The organism is Candidatus Methylomirabilota bacterium, assembly GCA_035709005.1.
Taxonomy (GTDB): domain Bacteria; phylum Methylomirabilota; class Methylomirabilia; order Rokubacteriales; family CSP1-6; genus 40CM-4-69-5.
In genome coordinates, this window is the sequence record DASTFB010000114.1 from 1 (window position 1) to 18,889 (window position 18,889).

The window sequence follows — 18,889 nt, forward strand, 5'->3', positions numbered from 1 at the left end:
GGCACGGGTGCGGGTCATGCGCCGCTATGGTAGCATCCGCACCTCACCCTTCGACTCGACGAGGAGCGACGATGGCGGACTTCAAGATCTGGATGAACGGCACGCTCGTGGAGCAGGCCCAGGCGGTGCTTCCCGTCAACAGCGCCGCGGTGTTCTACGCGACCAACGTGTTCGAGGGCCTCCGCGCGTACTGGAACGACCGCGATGGGGAGCTGCACGCCTTCCGGCTGGCCGACCACTTCGCCCGCCTGCGCGAGTCGATGAAGATGATGCGCTTCAAGGTGCCCTACGGGGACGACGACCTCTACGCGGCCGTACGCAGCGTGCTGGCCGGCAACGACGTCCGCGAGGACGTGCACATGCACATGGTGGCCTACGTGCTGGGTCCCGGCCTGGATTCCACGACGCCCACCGGCCTCTACATCAATCCCCGCAAGCGGCCACGGGTCACGGAAGGCAAGGGACTGGCCTGCTGCGTGTCGTCGTGGGTACGGACGTCCGACAACGCCATCCCCATCCGCCTCAAGTGCGGGGCCAACTACCAGAACGGCCGCCTGGCCCGGCTGCAGGCCAAGGCCGACGGCTACGACGACCTGGTCATGCTGAACCAGCGGGGCAAGGTCGCCGAGGGCACCGGGGCCACCTTCATGATGGTCCGCAAGGGGCGCATCGTCACCCCGGGCACCAGCAACGACATCCTCGAGTCGATCACCCGGACGACGCTGATGGAGTACCTCTGCCCCACCGTGCTGGGCATGGAGGTAGTCGAGCGGGACATCGACCGCACCGAGCTCTACACCGCCGAGGAGGCGTTCCTCTGCGGCAGCGGCTACGAGATCACGCCCATCACGTCCATCGATCGCTTCCCGCTGGGCACCGGCGAGGTTGGACCGATCACCCGGAGCATCGCCAAGGCCTACATGGATCTGGTGCGTGGCGTGGACACCCGCCACCCGGAATGGCGCACACCCACCTACAAGCCGGTGACCCTCTAGGGGCTGTCCCGCCGGCTCAGGCGAACCGGATGTCGGCTGTCCCTTCGTAGGTGCCGCCGTGGGTGTCGCGGAAGGTCACCCGTAGCGGCCCGGGACCGGTGGCCTTGAACGCGAAGGTGAACGAGGGGTTCTCGCTGACGCTCTGAGTCGTGTCGAAGGCGATGATCGTCTTGCCGAGATAGGCGACCTCGACCCGATTGATGTAGTGGTAATTCCGCCGGACGATCTGCCCCTGCTTGTCGCGCTCCACGCGCTCCATCGGGTGGATCACCAGCGTGCGCACGCGCACGGTGTCGCCCGCCGTGATGTTGGTCGGGACCCGGATCCGGACCTTGCCGATCTCGGGCATCGGGCGCCTAGCCTCCGCACCCGCTGAACGTCACCTTCACCTCGCGCTTGACCTGGAGCAGCGTGCCGTCGCTGAGCTCGGCGATGGCCCGCACGTCGCCCGTCTCTCCCAGCCGCACGGTGGCCCCGACGAGGGCCTGACCGGCTTCCGGGGTCAGCGTGGCGCGCGCGATGATCGGGATACGGTTCTTGTCGGCGACGAAGTACACGTGCTTGACCCACTTGCCCGCCGTCATCGGCGCGCCGACCTCCACTGAGACCGGCACGACCGCGCCGTTCTCGGCGATGAGCGGGACCTCCAGCGTGACCGTCCGGGCCCCGTCCTGCAGCGGACGGCTGCCGAACAGCCGCTTCAGCCCGTCCTGCACGCTCTCGTGCACGCCGAACTGCTGTGCCTGGGCCGGACGGGGGGCCACGAGTGGCACCGCCCCGCCCGTCCCGACGAGCCCGAGCATTCCGAGGACCCTGAACAGCGCGCGCCGGGTCATGCGGGAAGTATACCTCCGGCCGCTCCCCGAGCCAGCCGGGGCACGAGGTTAGTGGGTGGATATTGACAGCGCCGGCGCCGGGTAGCTGCGATGGCGGGTATGGACTTCCTTCGGCGTGGTCCTGGACTTAGGGCTGCCGGATCGCCGCTATTCAACGTTCTCCACGGACTCGGGGGGCGATGAGGGGGGTTCCCCGAGAGCCCGTGGATGAAGGACGTCGATCGCCCAGCCGACATCAAGATGGTCCCCCAGCCAGCCTGGACACGACGTCCGTGCGTGGATGCTGAGGCCCTGCGCGATGTGTCCGGCACGAAGCACGTGCACCGGATTGGCGGGTGCTGCGGCAGGCTCCGGCGCTTCAGGCAGGAGGCGGCCATCCGGTCTGCGGAATCGCAGCGTCCCGTCGGGCCCTCGATCGACCTGAAAGCCCTCCTCGTGGACCGCCCGGTGGTGGTTGCGACAGAGCAGCGTGAGGTTCGAGAGTGTCGTTGGGCCACCTTGAGCCCAGTGGCGGATGTGATGCCCCTGGCCGAAGCGCACGCCACAGCCGGGGAAGCGGCAGCCGCGGTCCCGATGCTGGAGCGCCCTGCGTAAAGCCGGCGGGATCGTGCGCGTTCGAGCGCCGACTTCCAGCAGGCGGCCCTCCTGGTCGTGGCGCATCACAACTCGACTGGTATCGCACGCCAGGCGCTGGGACGTTTCCGCGGAAACGCGTGTGCCCTCCTCGAGGACGGACTGACCGGGTGCGTCCTGGTCCGCCAGGACCTCGGCGTCGACGTGGACCACCACCTGATAATGCTCCCCCGGGGTCCCGGGCTCGAGCCCGTGGTGCAGGGCCGTCTCGGCCAGCAGCGCCAGGGCGTCGGCCTGCTGCTGAGCCAGCGTGGACGTGTCCGGGTAAAAGGAGGATGCTCCCGCAGGAACGTCGGCCGAGCTGGGGTCCGTCTCGGCGGGGCGCTGCTGCTCCATGGCGCGCGCTTTCTGACACAGCGCCTCCCGGGCCGCCGTCAGCGCCTGCACGACCAGCGCGCCGACCTCGGGCTCCAGCCGCCCGCGCAGGACCACCATGCCGTCTTCATCCTGATACACGTGCAGCGCCCGGCTCCTGTGCCGCCGTGCGGCTTCCTGAGCTTCGGCCTGCCGGTCGACCTTGCGCCAGCCCCGCACGATCCGCTCGACGTGCTCGGCCGTCCCGGCCCGCCCGACCGCGAGCAGACGTTCTTCGGTCTCGGCGGTGGCTACGCGGGTCAAAGCCCGCACCTTGGCGTACGAGAGCTCCCCGCGGGCCAACGCCTGGGCCAGCAACGGCAGTCCACCCAGAGCCCGCGCCACACGGACGCGCTCGCGCGCCGCCCCCAGGTCCATCCCCACCCGCCACGCCAGCCAGTGGGCGCAGGACTTGAATCCGTTGCCCCAGCCGCCGCGCGCGTCGAACTCGCGAATCAGATCCAGGAGGCGGGCGGTCGCGGCGTCCAGGTGGGCCGCCAGCTCGGCGATCTCGTCGCCCAGCCGGTCGAGCTCTGCGGTGCGATCGTCGGTGGCAATGCGAATCGACGAGTGAATCTCCATGGCGCCCCCTTCGTTGGAGCGACTCTACACCCTGATTTCGGAGCCACCTGGCTGGCGCCAGGAGGGGCGATCCACGGACATACGCCGTTTTCCCTCTCTCGCCTCCGAACGCTCATCGTGCGATCAACGCGCCACGCAAAGGGAGCATCTGCTGCGTAGTGCCGACCGAGCGCCGTTGTCATTCAGGGAGATTGTCAAGGGGAAATTGCGCCCGATTTTTCGTAGAAGCGTCTCCAGGAACTCTTCCTGCCGCTGCCCCATACTCTTGGTAGCGCCATCCCCACAGTTGCTGTACCGATTACGTGGCGTCACACTAAATGCCCATATGATTCGTGAGGAAGAGTGCCGACGCGTGCCCATCCTGATCCGCCGGTACCGCCCCGATGACGCCGAGCGGCTGCTCGAAGCAGCCCGGGAATCGGTCGAGCAGATCTTTCCCTGGATGCCGTGGGCGCGTTCCGGATACTCGCTGGAGGACAGTCGCGCCTGGATCGCGCACTGCGAGGCCACGTGGGCTCAGGGCGTGGAGTACAACTTCGCCATCGTGGATCAGGACGATCGCTACCTCGGAGGGTGCGGACTCAATCAGCTCAACCGCGGGCACCGAGTCGCGAATCTGGGTTACTGGGTGCGCACCTCAGCCAGGGCGCGAGGTATCGCCACCGCGGCCGTCCCCGCGCTGGCCGATTTCGCCTTTCGGGAGACGGATCTCGCACGTCTCGAGATCGTGGTGGCCGTCGGCAACGCGGCCAGTCATCGGGTGGCGGAAAAGAGCGGAGCGATCCGCGAGGGGCTCGCCCACGATCGGCTACATCTGCACGGTCGGCAGCACGACGCGGTCGTCTACGCGCTGCTACGCCCTAGGCCCCACCCGCATTCGGGATGATCGGCAGCAGCAGGTAGGCGTCCCGCCCGCCGCCGGCGTGCAGGGTCACCGTGCCGCCGAAGACGTCCTTGGGCCGGTTGTCGGGATCGTCGTGGGTCATGCCGCCCGTCCCCCGGGTGGCGTAGTGGAACTTCCTGGCGAACTCGGAGAGCTCTCCCTCGTACTCGTAATCCTTCCCGCGCACGGTGAGCGCCACCCGCCAGCCCGCGGGCACCACGATGCAGGAGGGGACGATCTCCACGTCGCACTCGTACACCGCGCCCGGGGTGAGTGGTTCCACGCGGTCGTGGGGATGGTACGGCTGGTAGGGCCTGCTGCGCAGGGAGTCGAGCCGGCGGTGCGAGGCGCGCAGCCAGCCGTTGGCGATCGGGGTGTTGGGATCGGTCGAGCCCATGAAGGTCACTTCCTTGCCCTGCGGGTCGAACACCCGGACGATCAGGAACAGGTCGGCGTCCCTCGTGGAGGACGACACGAAGAGCTTGGCCGCCATCGGTCCCGTGATCTCCGTCTCCTGCTCCACCGGAGGCAACCAGAAGGTCACTCCGTTGCCCAGAGCCTCATAGGCCACCTCGCCGGCGCGGGCGACGGGCGTCGGGCTCAGGGCCAGACCGACCGGGTCGAGGTAGAGCTTGGTCCACCGGGTGCGGGCCAGCGGCCATTCGCGCTCGGCGCGCAGGACGAACTTCTCCCCGGGATGGCGGATGTTCAGCATGACCCGCGGGGTCTTGTCCCAGCCGTTGTCGATGCCCTTGAGGAAATAGTCGAAGAACCGCTTCTGGAGATCCAGGCCGTAGGCGCTGTAGAAGAGCGACCAGTGTGAGTCGCCATGGGCCTCCAGCCACTTCTGCGCGGCCGGCGCGTCCACGAAGCCGTTGAAGTTGCCGCGGGGATGGATGCCCTGACCGCCCCAGTTGGCGCAGCTGAGCAGGGGCGTCGTCACACGCGACAGATCGGCCGAGCGTGAGCGGTGCCACTCGTCGTCGAGCGGATGCTTCTTGAGCTCCTCGTAGACGTTCACCCGATTCTTGGCCAGCTCCTCGTCGGACAGCGTGATGGGCCCCGCCACCGACTCGCCGGTGTTCGGGTTCTTCCGGGCGCGCTGTCCCATCCCGTACTGGATGGCGGAGACCTGATGCTTGGCCCAGCGCTCCTGGAACTGGCTCAGGATGCCGCCGTGGTAGCCGGAGTCGCGGTAGCGATCGTTCTGACCTTCCCACGGGATGATCGCGGCCAGGTGCGGCGGGTGCATCCCGGCCACGCGCCACTGGTTCGACGCGTAGTAGGAGATGCCCAGCATGCCGACCTTGCCGTTGCACCACGGCTGGGTCCCCGCCCACTCGATGCACCGGTACAGGTCCTCGATCTCTCGGGCCGAATTGCAATCCATGAAGCCTGGTGACCAGCCGGCGCCCCGGGAGTCCACCCGGATCACGACGTAGCCGTGCGGGACCCAGCGCTCGGGATCGGTGGTCTCCCAGTTCTGGTACTTGTTGGTCGAACCCTGGAGGATCTCGGGGTGGTCCGCGATCATCTTCCCCCACTGGTGGGGATACCCCTCCGGGAACGCCAGGCCCTTCGCGTACACCCCGTAGCTGACGATCACCGGATACCGGTCGTCCTCGATCGGCCGGAAGACGTCGGCCCGGAGCACGAGGCCGTCCTCCATGGGGATCGCCTCGTGCCAGGTGATGCGCATGCCGTCGCGGATCTCGGTGCGCGCCTTCACGTCGGGGAATTCGCTCATGCTGGTGATCTCCTTGCAGGCGCCTAAAGAGGCCCGAACGCCCTCACCAGAGCTCGCGGGAGGCCAGGTGGGCTCCCTCCACCAGCGAGCGCAGCTTGTGCCACACGATGTTGGTGTCGACCTGAACGCGCCCGGCGAAGGTCCCGAACCCACAGTCGCAGCCGGCGATGACGTTCTCCCGCCCCACCACCTGGGCGTACCGTCCGATGCGCTCCGCCACCAGCTCCGGGTGCTCGATGAAGTTGCTGGTGGTGTCGATCACTCCGGGGATGAGGAGCTTGCCCGCGGGCAGCTTCACGTCCTTCCACACCTTCCACTCGTGCTCGTGGCGGGGATTGGCGGCCGCGAACACGAGCCCGGCCGGACGCCCCGCGATCACGATGTCCACGATGTCCTTCAGGGGAACGTCGCGGTGGTGGGGACCGCCGGTGCTGGCCCAGCAGATGTGCATGCGCATCCGTTCGGCGGGAATGTCGGCGACGGCGTGGTTGAGGACTTCCACGTGCATGGCCGCCACCTTGCGGAACTCGGCCAGAGTCAGATGGGCGAACTGGGTGTGCCGGCCCAGGGCCAGGTCCGGACAGTCGAGCTGCAGGATGAATCCGGCGTCCACGATGGCCCGGTACTCGCGCTTCATCACGTCAGCCAGCGTGGCCAGAAAGAGCTCATCGCTCGAGTAGTACCGGTTCTGCAGGAACCGCCCGATCTGGCCGGGTGAGGGCGAGGTCATGAAGACCTCCTCGCCGGCGCCGGCGGTCGCCGCCTTCAGGGTCTCGATGTCCCGCTCCACCGCCGGCCAGTCCTTCCAGGTGACCGGGCCCGTGCAGGCCGGCCGCTTCTGGAACGGCGGCGCGAACTGCCGGGCGAGCTCGGTCCACTCGGGGAACTCTTCGGCATCCGGGTTGGGCCAGGGCGTGCTCTCCCCTTCGAACCCCGTCAGCCGGTCCTTGACGTAGATCGTGTAGTCGGCCCGGCCCTGCTCGCCGTCGTTGACGACCGACACGCCGAGCTCGACCTGCTTCTTCACCGCCTCGGCGACCGCCGATCGTACGCGCGCGTGAAACGCCGCCTCGTCGACCAGCCGGCCTTCTTCGCGCTCGCGCAGCAGGGCGAGCAGGTCCCGGGGTCGAGGCAAGCTGCCGGTGTGCGTGGTGAGGATGCGGGTGGTGCTGCGTTTCATGGGCCGGGCTGGTCCTCACGCGCCGGCCAGGCCTTCACGGGCTCGGGATGCCGGTCGGGTCCCGCCTGCACCCGGTACAGCACCATGCGGGTCAGGCTCTGGACGCGGTGCACCTCGCCGGCCGGAAAGATGACGGTGGCGCCAGGCCCCAGCTTGATCTCCCGGCGCCCGTCGTTGAAGAGCCCTTCGCCCTCGAGAATGTAGTAGATCTCGTCGGCCGTGGGATGAGAGTGGATGGGCGAGGTCTGACCCGGCTCCCAGCCGACCACGCTGATGGAGCAGTGCGGGGTGTCGGCCAGCGTGGTGTAGACGTGGTGGTCGGGGGAGAACTTCAGCGAGCCTCGCAGATCGAGAATGTCCATCCTGTCCTCCCTAGGACCGCGCGGGCTCCCGCTCCCAACGCGCGTGGTAGACGCTCCAGCCCGGGACGATGTCCTTGCAGTTGATGACGGTGTAGTCCTCCAGAATCTTGATCCCGTGCTCGACGTTCGGCGGGAACAGCATACCGCCGCCGGCCTCGATCAGATTCTCTTCGCCGCCGATGAACCCGCGGACCTTGCCCTGCAGCGCGACCTGGATCTGCTCGTTAGGGTGCGCGTGGGGCTTGCCCTCCGTCCCCGCGGGATAGAACATGTACGCCACCTCGATCCGTTCCCCGGTGATGGTCGGCCCGCGTCCCGATGAATATTTGGGCGTGATGAAGTCGGACTCCATCTCCTCCCACTTGAAGAAGACCGGACCTCCCGCCCCGCCGGGCCCGACGCTGGCCAGCGGCCCCACGTCCTGGAATCCGATCACCTCCATGTCGGTCAGGACCTGGACCTCGTGCACGGTGTTGGGGCGAATCAGGACGGCCTCGCCCGGCCCGACCAGCTTTTCGTCGTCGCCCACGCGATAGGTCGCCTGCCCGCGCAGGATGGAGTGCACCTGCTCGCGGCGGCTGGCGTGGCTGGGCACCTTGCTGCCGCCCGGATAGCGCACGCGGGCCACCGCGATCTTCTCCCCCCGGAGCACGGAGCCAGTGGCCGGGCTGTGCTCGGGATAGAGCATTCTCTCTTCCAGCTCGCTCCACTTGAATACCGGCATGTCGTGTCTCCCGCGTGCCGATCCGTAGACGACTAGCGACTCGGGGCGAAGCCCCGCGCGTACGCCGCCCCCGAGCTCGAGCCGTCCACGGCCTTGCCAGCGATCCCGTGCGACATATCCTTGGCCGTGAGGAAGACGACGTCCGCGTCCGGCGTCGCCATCGCCGCATGCACGGCGTTGGCCGGGATGTAGATCAGGGAGCCGGCTTCCCCGCGTGACTTCACGCCGGCCACCTCGCTCTCCAGCGTTCCCTGCATGACGTAGATCCACTGCTCGTTGGGATGGCTGTGGGGCCGGCTGCCGGTGCCCCGCGGCATCCGCATCAAGCCGATCTGGATGCGCTCGCCCTCGACGACGGGCCCATGGGAGGTGGAGTAACCGGGGCCGGCGTCGATCGTGTTCAGCCGGTCGAGGTCGAACGTGTAACGTCCGCTTCCGGCTTTGATGGCGCCTTCCGTCTTCGGCCTCGCGGCGATCGGCTTGGCGGCGACCTTCTTCACGGCTGCCTTTCTCGCGACCTTCTTCTTCACGGCCATCGCGTGGCTCCTTCCTGTGTCGGGGGGGGGAACCGCCCTGGGGTGACGCAGACGCTAAGCGCCCGGCGCAGCCAAGTCAAGATGGCTTTCCCGCACGGTCCTTGACAACTCGGGGCGCCGCGACGGAGCATCGGGCCATGAGCGCAGCCAGGGTCTTGATCTTCGCGCCTGCCGATCAGACCGGCGCCTCGCACGAGAAGCTCGAGGAGCACGGGTGTGAGCTGGTCCTGGGCAAAGCGTCCTGGGACACCCCCCAGGGGCACAACGAAGCCGAGATGGCGGTGCTGGCCAAAGGCTGCGATGCCCTGGTGGGCACGTCGATCCGCAGCACGCCCATCAGCCGCGCCATCATGAAGAGCTCGGATCGGCTGCGCATCGTGGCCAAGTACACGATCGGCGTGGACGACGTGGACGTGGAGGCGGCGACGGAGCTGGGCATCCTGGTCACGCACAGCCCCACCGAATCCAACTGGGGCGGCGTGGCCGAGGGCACCATCGCGGCCATGCTGACGATGCTCAAGAAAGCCCGGGAGCGGGACCGGCACCTGAAGGCGAATGGAGGCTGGCGAGACCCCGGCCTGCAGGGGACGTACGTGGGGGCGCGTGCCGACGGGTACCCGGGCCTCACCATCGGGCTCATCGGCCTGGGCCGGATCGGTAGCCGCGTGGCCACGCTGCTGCGGCCCTGGAACGTGAAGCTCCTGGCCACCGACCCGTACGTTCCCGAGGCCAAATTCGCCCAGTACGGCGTCAGCCGCGTAGACCTGCCCACGCTGCTCCACGAGTCCGACGTCGTGAGCCTGCACGTCGTGCTGACCCGGGAAACGCGGCACATGATCGGCGCGCCCGAGCTGGCGTTGATGAAGCCCACCGCCATTCTGATCAACACGTCGCGGGGCCCCTGCGTGCAGGAGCCAGCCCTCATCGAAACCTTGCTGAAGGGGCAGATCGCCGGCGCCGCGCTGGACGTCTTCGAGGAAGAGCCGCTCTCGCTGGACAGCCCCTTGCGCAATCTGGGCGACAAGGTCCTGCTCTCCCCGCACATGGTCTCGGCCAACGTGGGCAGCGGGCTGGGGCCGGGCATCCGCTGGGCCACCGACTCGGTGCTCTGCGCCCTGCGGGGCGAGGTGCCCGACAACGTCTACAACACGGAGGTCATCCCTCGCTGGGAGCGCCGCTTCGGCGGCGCGAGCGTCTTGGCTACTTCAGCTCCAGGGGCCGCCCGTCCAGATCCTCGGCCCGCTCGACCCGGATGAGCACCCCGAAGCCCTTCTTGTCGGGATCGCGCTCCTTCTCCGGTTGAATGAGCCGTCTCCAGATCTCCTCGTAGACGGGGCCGGCCTTGTGGATCTTGGCGGTGCCGTAGAAGCGCGCCACGCCGCCCTTCGGCAAGAGGCCGCTCTCGCGAAGCTGGGCCTTGCGCAGGAAGACGGTGATCTTGGTGCCGTCATTGAGGTTGGCGTTCGTGGAGCCCCGGCCCCGCTCCCACAGCGCGAGGTGCTCGTCGTCGTAGACCATCGTGCTGCCCCGGGGGCTCACCTGGGCGAAGCCGTTCGGCAGCACCGTCGCCACCAGACAGACGTTGGCGGGGAAGGCCGTGTTGATGTGCTCGTGCAGCGCCCTGGGAATGGTGGCCATGAACGCTCCTAGCGCGCGATGTCCACCGCGCGGCCGGCGTCGGACGACTGGACGATCGCCTCCAGCACGGCGATCGTGGACACGCCCACCTCGCCATCGACCTCCGGCCTGGTCCTCTCCCGCACGCAGCGGGCGAACTCGGTCAGCTCCTCCACGATCGGGTCCACCGGCGTCAGCGGCACCGCCGTCCGCTCGGCCTGGCCGCGGCGAGCGAGCAGCAGGCGCGCCCCGTCGGCCTCGTGCCAGGCCTGGGCCTCGGTGCCGTGCAGCGTGATCGCTGACCCGCGGTTCGCGTGCACCCACGAGGTGCCGAGGTAGCCGAGGCTGCCCGACGCGAACTCGAAGAGGATGGAGGTGGTGTCGTCGATCTCGGCGTCCGGGAGAGCTACCCGGCGAGAGAAGGCCGTCACGCGGGCGATGGGGCCGAGAAAGTACTGGTAGGTGTCGACGTGGTGGATCCCCAGGTTGGTCATGGCGCCTCCCGGTGTCTCGGCCCGCACGAGCCGCCAGACCCCGGGCTTGAAGGAAAAGCCGATGTCGGCCGAGAAGTTGCCCTCGATCTGGACCACGCGTCCCAGGGCGCCCTCGTCGATGAGGCGCTTGAGGGCCCGGCTGGCCGCCTGCCGGCGCCGCTGATGCCCCACCGCCAGCACGACGCCCGCCTGCCGGCATGCGTCGGCGGCGCGCCGGGCGTCGGCCAGCGTGAGGGCGAATGGCTTCTCCACGAAGACGTGTTTACCGGCCTTGGCCGCCGCGACCATCTGGTCGGCGTGAGCCGAGTGGAGCGTCGTGATGATGACGCCCTCGACCTCCGGGTCGGCCAGAACCGCCTCAAAGCTCGGCAGATCGCGGCACCCGTAGGTCTTGGCGAAGGCCGCGCGGGTCTCGGGGGTTCGGCTGGTGCAGGCGACGATGCGCAGGCCGGTCCCCTTGGCCACCGCGTCGGCGAGCGTCCGCCCCCAGCCCCCGACACCGGCGGACGCCACACGCACCGGGCGGGCAGGCTCAGCGGCCACTGGTTACTCCCATCCGCGCCACTTGCGCCTGCCGCCAGTCCGCGCGCGACACGAATCCGGGGCGGCTCCGGCAGATGGCCTCGGTCCGGGCCATGATGGCCTCCACGGGCGCCTCGATGTCGAACGGCTCGGCGAACGGCTGAGGGGTGTGCCAGGGGGTATCGACGAAGAGCTCCACGCGATTGCCCTCGGGATCGGGGAAGTACACCGACCAGGCGTTGCCGTGGGTGACGATGCGGTACTCCTTGACGCCCTCCTCACGCAGGCGGGCGTACATCGACTTGAGATCGGCCAGCGTCGGGACCTTGAACGAGATCTGGTTGACGACGTTGTAGTCGGCCCCGGGCGGCCGGCCCGTCACCAGGACGATCTGGTGATGCTGGTCGGGATCGCGCGAGAGGAAGAGCAGGGTCGGGCCGTCCTTGAGCGAGCCCCGATCGCTGACGAGCAGGCCGAGGACACGCGTGTAGAAGTCCTCCATGCGGTCGAGGTCGGTCACGTTGATTCCCAGGTGGCTGAACACGGCCTGCGTGGTCATCGTCATTCTCCTTACTTACTTCACGGAGTCGGCTCCCGCCTTCGCGACCTGGGCATCCTGCTCGCCGGTCGCGCCTGAGACCCCGATCCCGCCGACGACCTTGCCGTCAGCGACGATCGGGATCCCGCCCTCCAGGGTACTCGCCCCGCTGAGCTGCAGCAGCCGCATATTCGGACCGCCCTTGGCGAGGCCATCCTGGAACACCTTGGTGGGTCGGCGGAAGGCCACCGCCGAGAACGCCTTGTCCTTGGAGACTGCAATGCTGCCGAACTGGGCGTTATCCAGGCGCTGGACCATCACGACGTTGCCGCCCGAGTCGAGGATGGTGATGACCACGGCCCACTTGTTCTTCATCGCTTCGGCCTCTGCGTCCGCCATCACCTTCTTGGCCTGGGCCAGGGTGATGGGCGGCCCGTACGGCATCGGCCCCTGGGCGCTTGCCGAGGCGGCTGCCAGGATCACCGCGCTGCCGACGACCAGAGACGAGATCCGGTTCATTCTCATGGGGGTCTCCTTGTGAGTTCCGGCGTGCTACGGAGCCTCTGTGTTGTTGATGGGCTGCAGAGCCATGGCCACGAGGGCGACCCGCCCGCTCGCCACCGCCTGCAAGCCTCGCTCCAGGGCGGCCCGCACCTGGCCGGGCGCCTCTACCAGCTCGCCATGGCCTCCAAAGGCGCGCGCCATGGCCGGATAGTCCGGCCGCGGAGCGATGGAGGTGCCGACGAAGGTGTTCGACTGCACGGCCCAGCCCTCGGGATAGTGGCGCACGACTCCGGTCTTCTGTGACAGATAGCCGGAGTTGTCGAAGAGCACGATCAGGATCGGCATCCGGTGCTCCTGGCTGGCGCCGAGCGCGGCCAGCACCGGGTTGTAATTGAAGGCGCCGTCGCCGATCAGGGCGATCACCGTGCGGTCGGGGCCGGCCGCTTTCACGCCGAGCGCGGTGCCCAGGCCGGTACCCAGGCCGCCGAAGCAGCCCTCGAAGAACTGGCCCGGCTGCAACCGGTCGAGGAAGCGGTGGATGTCCAGTCGATGCGTGATCGTCTCGTCGACGACCGCCGCATCCGCCGGCAGGATCTGATTCAGCTCGTGGATCACCCAGCGGGTGTCGAGCGGCGTCCGGGTTCCGGCCGCCTGCGCCTCCGCGCGCAGCGCGTCTCGCCTGCTCTGATGGCGACGCTGCCACCGCTCGATGGCATCGGCCCGCTTGCCGGGAGCCAGACGTTCCCGCACACGCTCGACGAGCAAGGCCAGCGACGGCTCGAGGCCGCCGGCGGCCACCAGATCCGTGCGATAGCCCCAGAAGGGCAGCTGCGGCCGGAACGGGTTGTCGGCCAGGACCACCACCTTCGTGCCGGGACCCGGCGCCGACGAGGGCGGATGCCAGGGCGCCACGGCGCCGACCAGGAATGCCACGTCGGCCTCCTTCAGATAGGCGGCGACGTGCGTGGACGGGCCGACCCCCGCATAGAGCGGATGGGTTCGTGGGAAATTCAGGTACTGGGGGTGCCAGCCCTCGACCACCGGTGCCCCGAGCAGCTCGGCGAGGGCGACCAGATGCTCCACCGCCCGCACGCTGCGGCCCGCCTCCTCGGTGAGGATCACCGGGTGGCCCGCGCCGACGAGCGCCTCCGCTAGCGCCTCGATCGCCTCGGGGGCCGCGGCCGGCTCCAGAGCGTAGCCCGCCGCCGACGGCGCCGCGGTCGTCGTCGGCTCGAGCAGGTACTCCATCGGGACCGAGACGAACACCGGCCCTTGAGGCGCGGCGAGAGCGAGTTGACAGGCCCGCTGGATCGCAGCAGGCAGGATGGCCGGCGTGTTCAGGGCCAGGCTCCACTTGACGCAGGGCTCCACGAGCCGGGCCGGCCCGCCGACGTCGGCCAGGAGCCGGAGCCACTGCTGGCCCAGGTCGTGACCGGGTCCCTCGCTGAAGCCGATCGACTCGCCGGCGAGCACGACCATCGGGATCTGCTCGTGCACCGCGGCGCGCAACGCCATGGTGGCGTGCAGGGCGCCCACGGTCGTGTGGATCATCGCCGCCGGCAGCTTGCCCGACGCCTTGGCGTAGCCGCTGGCCATGGCGACCGCCACTTCCTCGTGGCGCGTGGAGCAATACCGTGGGATCTGCCGCTCGGCCCCCGACGGCTTGGCCAGGTGCTCCCAGACCGGCGACCATTCCGAGCCGGGCGAGGCGAAGATCCACTCCACGCCCATCTCGTGCAGCAAGCGAAGCAGCGCTTCGGCCCCGCTCAGTCCCGTGGTGTCCATGGTGGTTTCCTCGTGAGGCGCGGGCGAGTCTACGGCCGCGGGGACCGGCCCGTCAACCGCGCCTCCAGCAGGCTGCGCAGCCGGCCGGGCTCGAGCGGCATCTCGCGGAGCCGGATGCCCAGCGGCGTCAACGCATCCTCGATCGCCTCGGCCAGCACGGCCGGGCCCGGAATGGCGCCCGCCTCGCCGACGCCCTTGATGCCGAGCGGGTTCAGCGGCGAGGGGGTCTCCAGATGCGCCACCTCGATGTCGGGCACCTCCATGGCGGTCGGCATCAGAAAGTCCATGAACGTCGTCGTGAGCGGCTGGCCGCTCGCATCGTAGACGATGCGCTCGTAGAGCGCGCCGCCGAGCCCCTGGGCGACGCCGCCGCGGATCTGCCCGTCCACGATCGTGGGGTTGACGATGGTCCCGCAGTCGTGCTGCACGACGTAGCGGAGCACCTCCACCCGACCGGTCGCGATGTCGACATCGACGACGACGGCGTGGCAGCCGCTGGCGAACGTGGAGTGCGGTGGGGCGTAGTACCCGAAAGCCTCGAGCCCCGGCTCCTCTCCCGCCTCGAGCACGGCGCCGGCCCGAGGCTTGACCAGCCGCAGGGCCGCCTCCGTCGCTTCCTTGCCGTAGGCGTAGCGGATCGGGTTCGCCACCGTGGCCAGCGCCCCCAGGGCCAGGGCCTTGTCCGGCGCCCCCCGGACGCGGACGGCGCCGTCGACGACCTCCAGGTCGTCCGCTGAGACCTCCAGCAGGCTGGCGGCTAGACGTACGGCCTTGTCGCGCACTTTGACGGCGGCGGCGTGGATGGCGTTGCCGCTCGTCACCAGCCCGCGGCTCGCGTACGTGCCGGCGCCCCAGTTGAACTTCCGCGTGTCGCCCGTGACGACGGTCACGTCGGCCGGGGCGCAGCCCAGCGCGTCGGCGGCGATCTGCGCAAAGGTCGTCGGGTGTCCCTGCCCCTGCGTGGTCAACCCCGTCGCCACGAACACGTTACCGCTGGGCTCCACGCGGACGTGCGCGCCCTCGTAGGGCCCGATGCCGGTGCCCTCGACGTAGCAGGCCACGCCGAGGCCGAGGTAGCGACCCCGGGCCCGCGCCTCGGCTTGCTGCGCGCGAAAGGCACGGGCGCCGATGATCTCGAGCGCCATCTCCAGACCGGCCGGGTAGTTGCCGCTGTCGTACCGGGTGGGACCGCCGTCCTGGAAGGTGAGCCCCACGTCCCAGGGAAACTCGTCGGGCCGGATGAAGTTGCGGCGTCGCACGTCGGCCGGCTCGAGCCCCAGCTCGCGCGCGATCAGCCCGATCACGCGCTCCATGACGAAGACGCCATGGGGGCGGCCGGCGCCGCGATAGGGGCTGACGCTGACCGTGTTGGTATAGGCCACGTCGAACTCGACCTGGTAGTTCCGGAGACGGTACGGGCCGGGCAGCTGGGTCGCGGTGATGACCGGCACGACGATTCCGTACGGCGTGTAGGCCCCCGTGTCGTGGACGAACCGATCGCGCAGCCCGAGGATCGTCCCCTCGGCATCGATCGCCACCTCGACGTCGTGCACCTGGCCGCGTTCCTGGTTGGCAGCCAGCAGATGCTCGCGGCGGTCCTCCGTCCACTTCACCGGCCGGCCCAGACGCAGCGAGGCCCACGGCACCAGGATCTCTTCGGGATAGAACAGCATGATCTTGGTCCCGAAGCCGCCGCCGACGTCAGGGGCCACGACCTCGACCTGGAACTCGGGCAGCCCGAACATCCGGGCCAGCCCATTCTTGATGGGCAGAGGCGCCTGCGTCGACGTCCAGACGCGGAGGATTCCGCCGCGCCTGTCCCAGTCGGCGACCACGCCCCGGGTCTCGATGGGGCTGCCGCAGCTCCGCTCGATGCGGAGCCGTTCGCGAAGCACGCGGTGGGCGCGCCGGAACGCCCCGTCGGGATCGCCGACGCGCTGCGGGAAATGGGCGGCCCGGTTGCCGGGCACGTCACCGTGCACACGCGGCGCGCCCTCGCGCAGGGCCTCGACGGGATCCACGACCGCGGGCATTGGCTCGTACTCGACGGCGATCGCCTCCAGGGCGTCCTCGGCGACGTAGCGGTCGTCGGCCACGACGAAGGCGACCATCTCGCCGACGTAGCGGACCTCGCCGGCGGCGAGCGGACGCTGCGTGCGCGGGTGGACCAGCGCGGGATGGGGAATCAACAAGGGGCCGGGGGCATTCAGCTCGCCCAGCTCGGCCGCGGTGGCGACGAGGTGGACGCCGGGCAGAGCCCGGGCGCGGGACGCGTCGATGCGGACCACCCGCGCGTGAGCGTGCGGGCTGCGCAGGCAGGCGGCCTGGAGCACGCCCGCCGGGCGCAGGTCGTCCACGAAGCACCCCAGGCCGCGTAGCAGGCGCGGATCCTCGTTGCGCGGAATGCGGGCGCCAATGGTGCGCGTGCTCACGCGGAGTGGTCTCCATCGACGAAGTCGACGGGGGCGTGATCGGCGCCGGCCAGCTGACGGTAACCGGGACCGCGGTCGAAGAACGGCTGCGGCCCTCGATGCTCCCGCATCCGGGCGCGCAGCTCTCGCGTCGCCGCCTCGTCGACAGCCGGGTCGCCCTCCGCCTGCGGCACCAGCACGACGCCGTAGTCGTCGCGGGCCGACCGCGCGCTCACCTTGCCCTGCAGGACGTCCAGGGCCACCAGCTCCGGCTGGCGCTCCAGCGGATCGCCCCAGCCACCGCCGCCGGTGGTCTCCACGCGGACCAGCGTGCCGGCGGGGATGTGCTCGTCGTCGACGAGGCCGGGCAGCTGCCGCTCGGCGGGGCCGCCGGGATCGACCGTGACGCGAAACGGCGCCCCGGCCCGGCCGCCCTTGAGCCCCCAGCACGAGAGGATGGACCGGTCGGCCACGCAGAGGAAGCGGGTGTCCCCGAGCACCCGGAACTCCTTGAGGTAGCCGAGCCCGCCCCGGCGCTGGCCGGCGCCTCCCGAGTCGGTGGCCAGTCCCAGGCGCTCCACCACCAGCGGAAAGCGGGTCTCCGTGAACTCCACGGGGAGGTTCTTGCTGTCGGGGACGACATGGATGGTGTCGGAGCCGTCGGCGTAGTACCGCCCGCCCGACCCGCCGCCCAGCACCTCGCGCATGAGGTAGAACTGGCCCTCGACGTCGACCCCGTGGAAGCCGGTGTAGCGGATGGTCTCCTGATCGGCGGGCATGCGCCCGTCCACGGCCTTGGCGATGGCGCCGGCCAGCACGCCGAGCAGCCTCAAGATCACGAACGTGCGGGCGTTGGTGGGCGCCGGGAAGACCGGGGTGAGCAGCGTGCCCGGCGGCGGGAAGCGCAGCTCGATCAGGGGCACCACGCCCTCGTTGACGTCGAGCTCGGCCATGCGCTCCGGCGTGTCGGCGAGATTCCTCAAGATCGGCGCCAGCCACTTCTTGAGGAACACGCCGTCGGCGTAGTCGCCGGCGTGGTTGATCGGGCCCTTGGCCTGGGGGCTGGTCCCGGCGAAGTCGATGATCAGCCGGTCGGCGGTCTTGGTCACCGCCATCCTCTGGGCGTGCAGGCGCGGCGGATCGACGCCGTCGTGCTCGGCGTAGTCTTCCCACACGTAGGTGCCGTCGGGGATCTTCGCCAGCAGCTCGCGCCGGAAGGTCTCGGTCGTCTTGGCCAGGATGGCGTCGAAGCAGGCCTCGATCCGCGCGCGACCGTAGCGCGCGAACAGGTCGCCCAGGCGTTCGGCGCCCATGCGGCAGGCCGCCACCTCGCTGTCGAGATCGCCGCGCAGGCTGTCGGGTAGTCGCGAGTTGCGCGTCAGGATGCGCAGCACGTCCTCGTTGGGGCGGCCGGCCGCATACAGCCGCACGGGGGGCACGATGAGGCCTTCCTGATAGGCGCTGGTCGCGTGCGAGGGCATGGAGCCGGGCACCGCGCCGCCGATGTCGTCGTGATGGCCGAAGGCCTGTACGAAGGCGACCACGTCGTCGCCGTCGAACACGGGCACGGTCACGCAGAGGTCGGGCAGGTGGCCGATGCCGCCCTCGGAGCCGTAGACGTCGTTGTGGAAGAAGACGTCGCCGGGCCGCATGGTGTCGAGCGGAAAGTCGCGGGCGATGGGGTTGACCAGCGCCGAGTACGAGCGGCCCGTGAGCTTGCGGCACTGGCGGTCGTGGATGCCCGCGCGGAAGTCTCGGGCTTCCCTGATCATGGGCGAGCGGGACGTCCGCTCGATGGCCGCCTCGACCTCGGCCTCTACCGAGGCCAGCGTGCCCTCCACCACCTGGAGCAGGATGGGATCGACGGCCGTCACGCCCGAGCCCGGGTGATGATCATGTTGCCCAGTCGATCGACCTCCGCCCGCTGCCCGGGGAAGAGGACCGTCGTCGCGCCATATTCCTCCACCACCGCCGGGCCCGCGATGCCGTCCCCGGGTGCCAGGCGAGCCCGCTCGAACACCGGACAATCGCGGGATGCACCGTCGAAAGCCACCGCCCGCAGGCCGGTGCGGGCCCGCTCGACCCGGCCGTCGCCGGGCGGCAGCTCCCGCAGCTTCGGACGCTCGACCGGCCCCAGGCCGGTCACCCGGAGATTCACCCACTCGACCAGCTGACGGTTCGCCGCG

19 protein-coding genes are annotated in these 18,889 nt (G+C 69.6%); 3 read left to right on the forward strand and 16 right to left on the reverse strand.

Annotation, left to right across the window (positions count from 1 at the left end):
• Positions 1-71: 71 nt before the first annotated feature.
• Positions 72-995, forward strand: coding sequence for an aminotransferase class IV (locus VFR64_20560; GenBank protein HET9492130.1), 924 nt, complete (start codon positions 72-74; stop codon positions 993-995).
• A gap of 16 nt (positions 996-1,011) precedes the next feature.
• On the opposite strand, the gene VFR64_20565 is transcribed toward VFR64_20560, so the two are convergent.
• From VFR64_20565 to VFR64_20575, 3 genes are all read right to left on the reverse strand, one after another.
• On the reverse strand, positions 1,012-1,344 hold the full coding sequence (locus tag VFR64_20565) for a thiosulfate oxidation carrier complex protein SoxZ (GenBank protein ID HET9492131.1): 333 nt from the start codon (positions 1,342-1,344) through the stop codon (positions 1,012-1,014).
• Positions 1,345-1,351: 7 nt separating this feature from the next.
• Positions 1,352-1,831 (reverse strand): thiosulfate oxidation carrier protein SoxY, encoded by a 480-nt coding sequence (locus VFR64_20570; GenBank protein ID HET9492132.1) that lies wholly within the window; start codon positions 1,829-1,831, stop codon positions 1,352-1,354.
• Between the two features lie 147 nt (positions 1,832-1,978).
• The gene (locus VFR64_20575; GenBank protein HET9492133.1) at positions 1,979-3,400 is read right to left on the reverse strand and encodes a DUF222 domain-containing protein; all 1,422 of its coding nucleotides are present in this window, start codon (positions 3,398-3,400) and stop codon (positions 1,979-1,981) included.
• Between the two features lie 352 nt (positions 3,401-3,752).
• On the opposite strand from VFR64_20575, the gene VFR64_20580 reads away from it, so the two are divergent.
• The gene (locus tag VFR64_20580) at positions 3,753-4,286 is read left to right on the forward strand and encodes a GNAT family N-acetyltransferase (GenBank protein HET9492134.1); all 534 of its coding nucleotides are present in this window, start codon (positions 3,753-3,755) and stop codon (positions 4,284-4,286) included.
• On the opposite strand, the gene VFR64_20585 is transcribed toward VFR64_20580, so the two are convergent.
• The 5 genes from VFR64_20585 to VFR64_20605 are packed head-to-tail and all read right to left on the reverse strand — an operon-like array spanning position 4,261 to position 8,832.
• Entirely contained in the window at positions 4,261-6,030 is a 1,770-nt protein-coding gene (locus VFR64_20585) for a CocE/NonD family hydrolase (protein HET9492135.1), read from the reverse strand. The genes VFR64_20580 and VFR64_20585 overlap by 26 nt on opposite strands.
• A 43-nt stretch (positions 6,031-6,073) precedes the next feature.
• Positions 6,074-7,210: a cobalamin-independent methionine synthase II family protein gene (locus tag VFR64_20590; protein HET9492136.1), complete on the reverse strand. Its 1,137-nt coding sequence runs from the start codon at positions 7,208-7,210 to the stop codon at positions 6,074-6,076.
• The gene (locus tag VFR64_20595) at positions 7,207-7,572 is read right to left on the reverse strand and encodes a cupin domain-containing protein (GenBank protein ID HET9492137.1); all 366 of its coding nucleotides are present in this window, start codon (positions 7,570-7,572) and stop codon (positions 7,207-7,209) included. The genes VFR64_20590 and VFR64_20595 overlap by 4 nt, the downstream gene beginning before the upstream one ends.
• Positions 7,573-7,582: 10 nt before the next feature.
• Positions 7,583-8,296 (reverse strand): cupin domain-containing protein, encoded by a 714-nt coding sequence (locus VFR64_20600; GenBank protein ID HET9492138.1) that lies wholly within the window; start codon positions 8,294-8,296, stop codon positions 7,583-7,585.
• Between the two features lie 32 nt (positions 8,297-8,328).
• Entirely contained in the window at positions 8,329-8,832 is a 504-nt protein-coding gene (locus VFR64_20605) for a cupin domain-containing protein (protein ID HET9492139.1), read from the reverse strand.
• A gap of 137 nt (positions 8,833-8,969) precedes the next feature.
• Between VFR64_20605 and VFR64_20610 the strand changes: the two genes are divergently transcribed.
• Positions 8,970-10,088, forward strand: coding sequence for an NAD(P)-dependent oxidoreductase (locus VFR64_20610; protein HET9492140.1), 1,119 nt, complete (start codon positions 8,970-8,972; stop codon positions 10,086-10,088).
• Here VFR64_20610 and VFR64_20615 read toward each other — a convergent pair.
• The 8 genes from VFR64_20615 to VFR64_20650 form a co-directional block, all read right to left on the reverse strand.
• Positions 10,033-10,470: a hypothetical protein gene (locus VFR64_20615; protein ID HET9492141.1), complete on the reverse strand. Its 438-nt coding sequence runs from the start codon at positions 10,468-10,470 to the stop codon at positions 10,033-10,035. The two genes, VFR64_20610 and VFR64_20615, sit on opposite strands and share 56 nt — an antisense overlap.
• Before the next feature lie 8 nt (positions 10,471-10,478).
• Positions 10,479-11,486, reverse strand: a complete 1,008-nt coding sequence (locus VFR64_20620; protein ID HET9492142.1) for a Gfo/Idh/MocA family oxidoreductase — start codon at positions 11,484-11,486, stop codon at positions 10,479-10,481.
• Positions 11,476-12,024: a VOC family protein gene (locus tag VFR64_20625; GenBank protein ID HET9492143.1), complete on the reverse strand. Its 549-nt coding sequence runs from the start codon at positions 12,022-12,024 to the stop codon at positions 11,476-11,478. The genes VFR64_20620 and VFR64_20625 overlap by 11 nt, the downstream gene beginning before the upstream one ends.
• A 15-nt stretch (positions 12,025-12,039) precedes the next feature.
• Positions 12,040-12,528: a heme-binding protein gene (locus VFR64_20630; GenBank protein HET9492144.1), complete on the reverse strand. Its 489-nt coding sequence runs from the start codon at positions 12,526-12,528 to the stop codon at positions 12,040-12,042.
• Between the two features lie 27 nt (positions 12,529-12,555).
• Entirely contained in the window at positions 12,556-14,292 is a 1,737-nt protein-coding gene (locus tag VFR64_20635; protein HET9492145.1) for a thiamine pyrophosphate-binding protein, read from the reverse strand.
• 29 nt (positions 14,293-14,321) lie between these two features.
• A complete protein-coding gene (cutA, locus tag VFR64_20640) occupies positions 14,322-16,724 on the reverse strand; it encodes an aerobic carbon-monoxide dehydrogenase large subunit (GenBank protein ID HET9492146.1) in 2,403 nt (800 codons plus the stop codon).
• Positions 16,721-18,577: a hydantoinase B/oxoprolinase family protein gene (locus VFR64_20645; GenBank protein HET9492147.1), complete on the reverse strand. Its 1,857-nt coding sequence runs from the start codon at positions 18,575-18,577 to the stop codon at positions 16,721-16,723. Before VFR64_20645 ends, cutA begins: the two co-directional genes overlap by 4 nt.
• A partial coding sequence (locus VFR64_20650) for a hydantoinase/oxoprolinase family protein (protein ID HET9492148.1) occupies positions 18,574-18,889 on the reverse strand: 316 nt, incomplete at its 5' end. The genes VFR64_20645 and VFR64_20650, both read right to left, overlap by 4 nt.

Excerpts from the sequence above, each read along its gene's own strand:
- VFR64_20560 (HET9492130.1), top strand. The coding sequence starts at position 72 with ATGGCGGACTTCAAGATCTGGATGAACGGCACGCTCGTGGAGCAGGCC.
- VFR64_20565 (HET9492131.1), bottom strand. The coding sequence starts at position 1,344 with ATGCCCGAGATCGGCAAGGTCCGGATCCGGGTCCCGACCAACATCACG.
- VFR64_20570 (HET9492132.1), bottom strand. The coding sequence starts at position 1,831 with ATGACCCGGCGCGCGCTGTTCAGGGTCCTCGGAATGCTCGGGCTCGTC.
- VFR64_20575 (HET9492133.1), bottom strand. The coding sequence starts at position 3,400 with ATGGAGATTCACTCGTCGATTCGCATTGCCACCGACGATCGCACCGCA.
- VFR64_20585 (HET9492135.1), bottom strand. The coding sequence starts at position 6,030 with ATGAGCGAATTCCCCGACGTGAAGGCGCGCACCGAGATCCGCGACGGC.
- VFR64_20590 (HET9492136.1), bottom strand. The coding sequence starts at position 7,210 with ATGAAACGCAGCACCACCCGCATCCTCACCACGCACACCGGCAGCTTG.
- VFR64_20595 (HET9492137.1), bottom strand. The coding sequence starts at position 7,572 with ATGGACATTCTCGATCTGCGAGGCTCGCTGAAGTTCTCCCCCGACCAC.
- VFR64_20600 (HET9492138.1), bottom strand. The coding sequence starts at position 8,296 with ATGCCGGTATTCAAGTGGAGCGAGCTGGAAGAGAGAATGCTCTATCCC.
- VFR64_20605 (HET9492139.1), bottom strand. The coding sequence starts at position 8,832 with ATGGCCGTGAAGAAGAAGGTCGCGAGAAAGGCAGCCGTGAAGAAGGTC.
- VFR64_20610 (HET9492140.1), top strand. The coding sequence starts at position 8,970 with ATGAGCGCAGCCAGGGTCTTGATCTTCGCGCCTGCCGATCAGACCGGC.
- VFR64_20615 (HET9492141.1), bottom strand. The coding sequence starts at position 10,470 with ATGGCCACCATTCCCAGGGCGCTGCACGAGCACATCAACACGGCCTTC.
- VFR64_20625 (HET9492143.1), bottom strand. The coding sequence starts at position 12,024 with ATGACCACGCAGGCCGTGTTCAGCCACCTGGGAATCAACGTGACCGAC.
- VFR64_20630 (HET9492144.1), bottom strand. The coding sequence starts at position 12,528 with ATGAGAATGAACCGGATCTCGTCTCTGGTCGTCGGCAGCGCGGTGATC.
- VFR64_20635 (HET9492145.1), bottom strand. The coding sequence starts at position 14,292 with ATGGACACCACGGGACTGAGCGGGGCCGAAGCGCTGCTTCGCTTGCTG.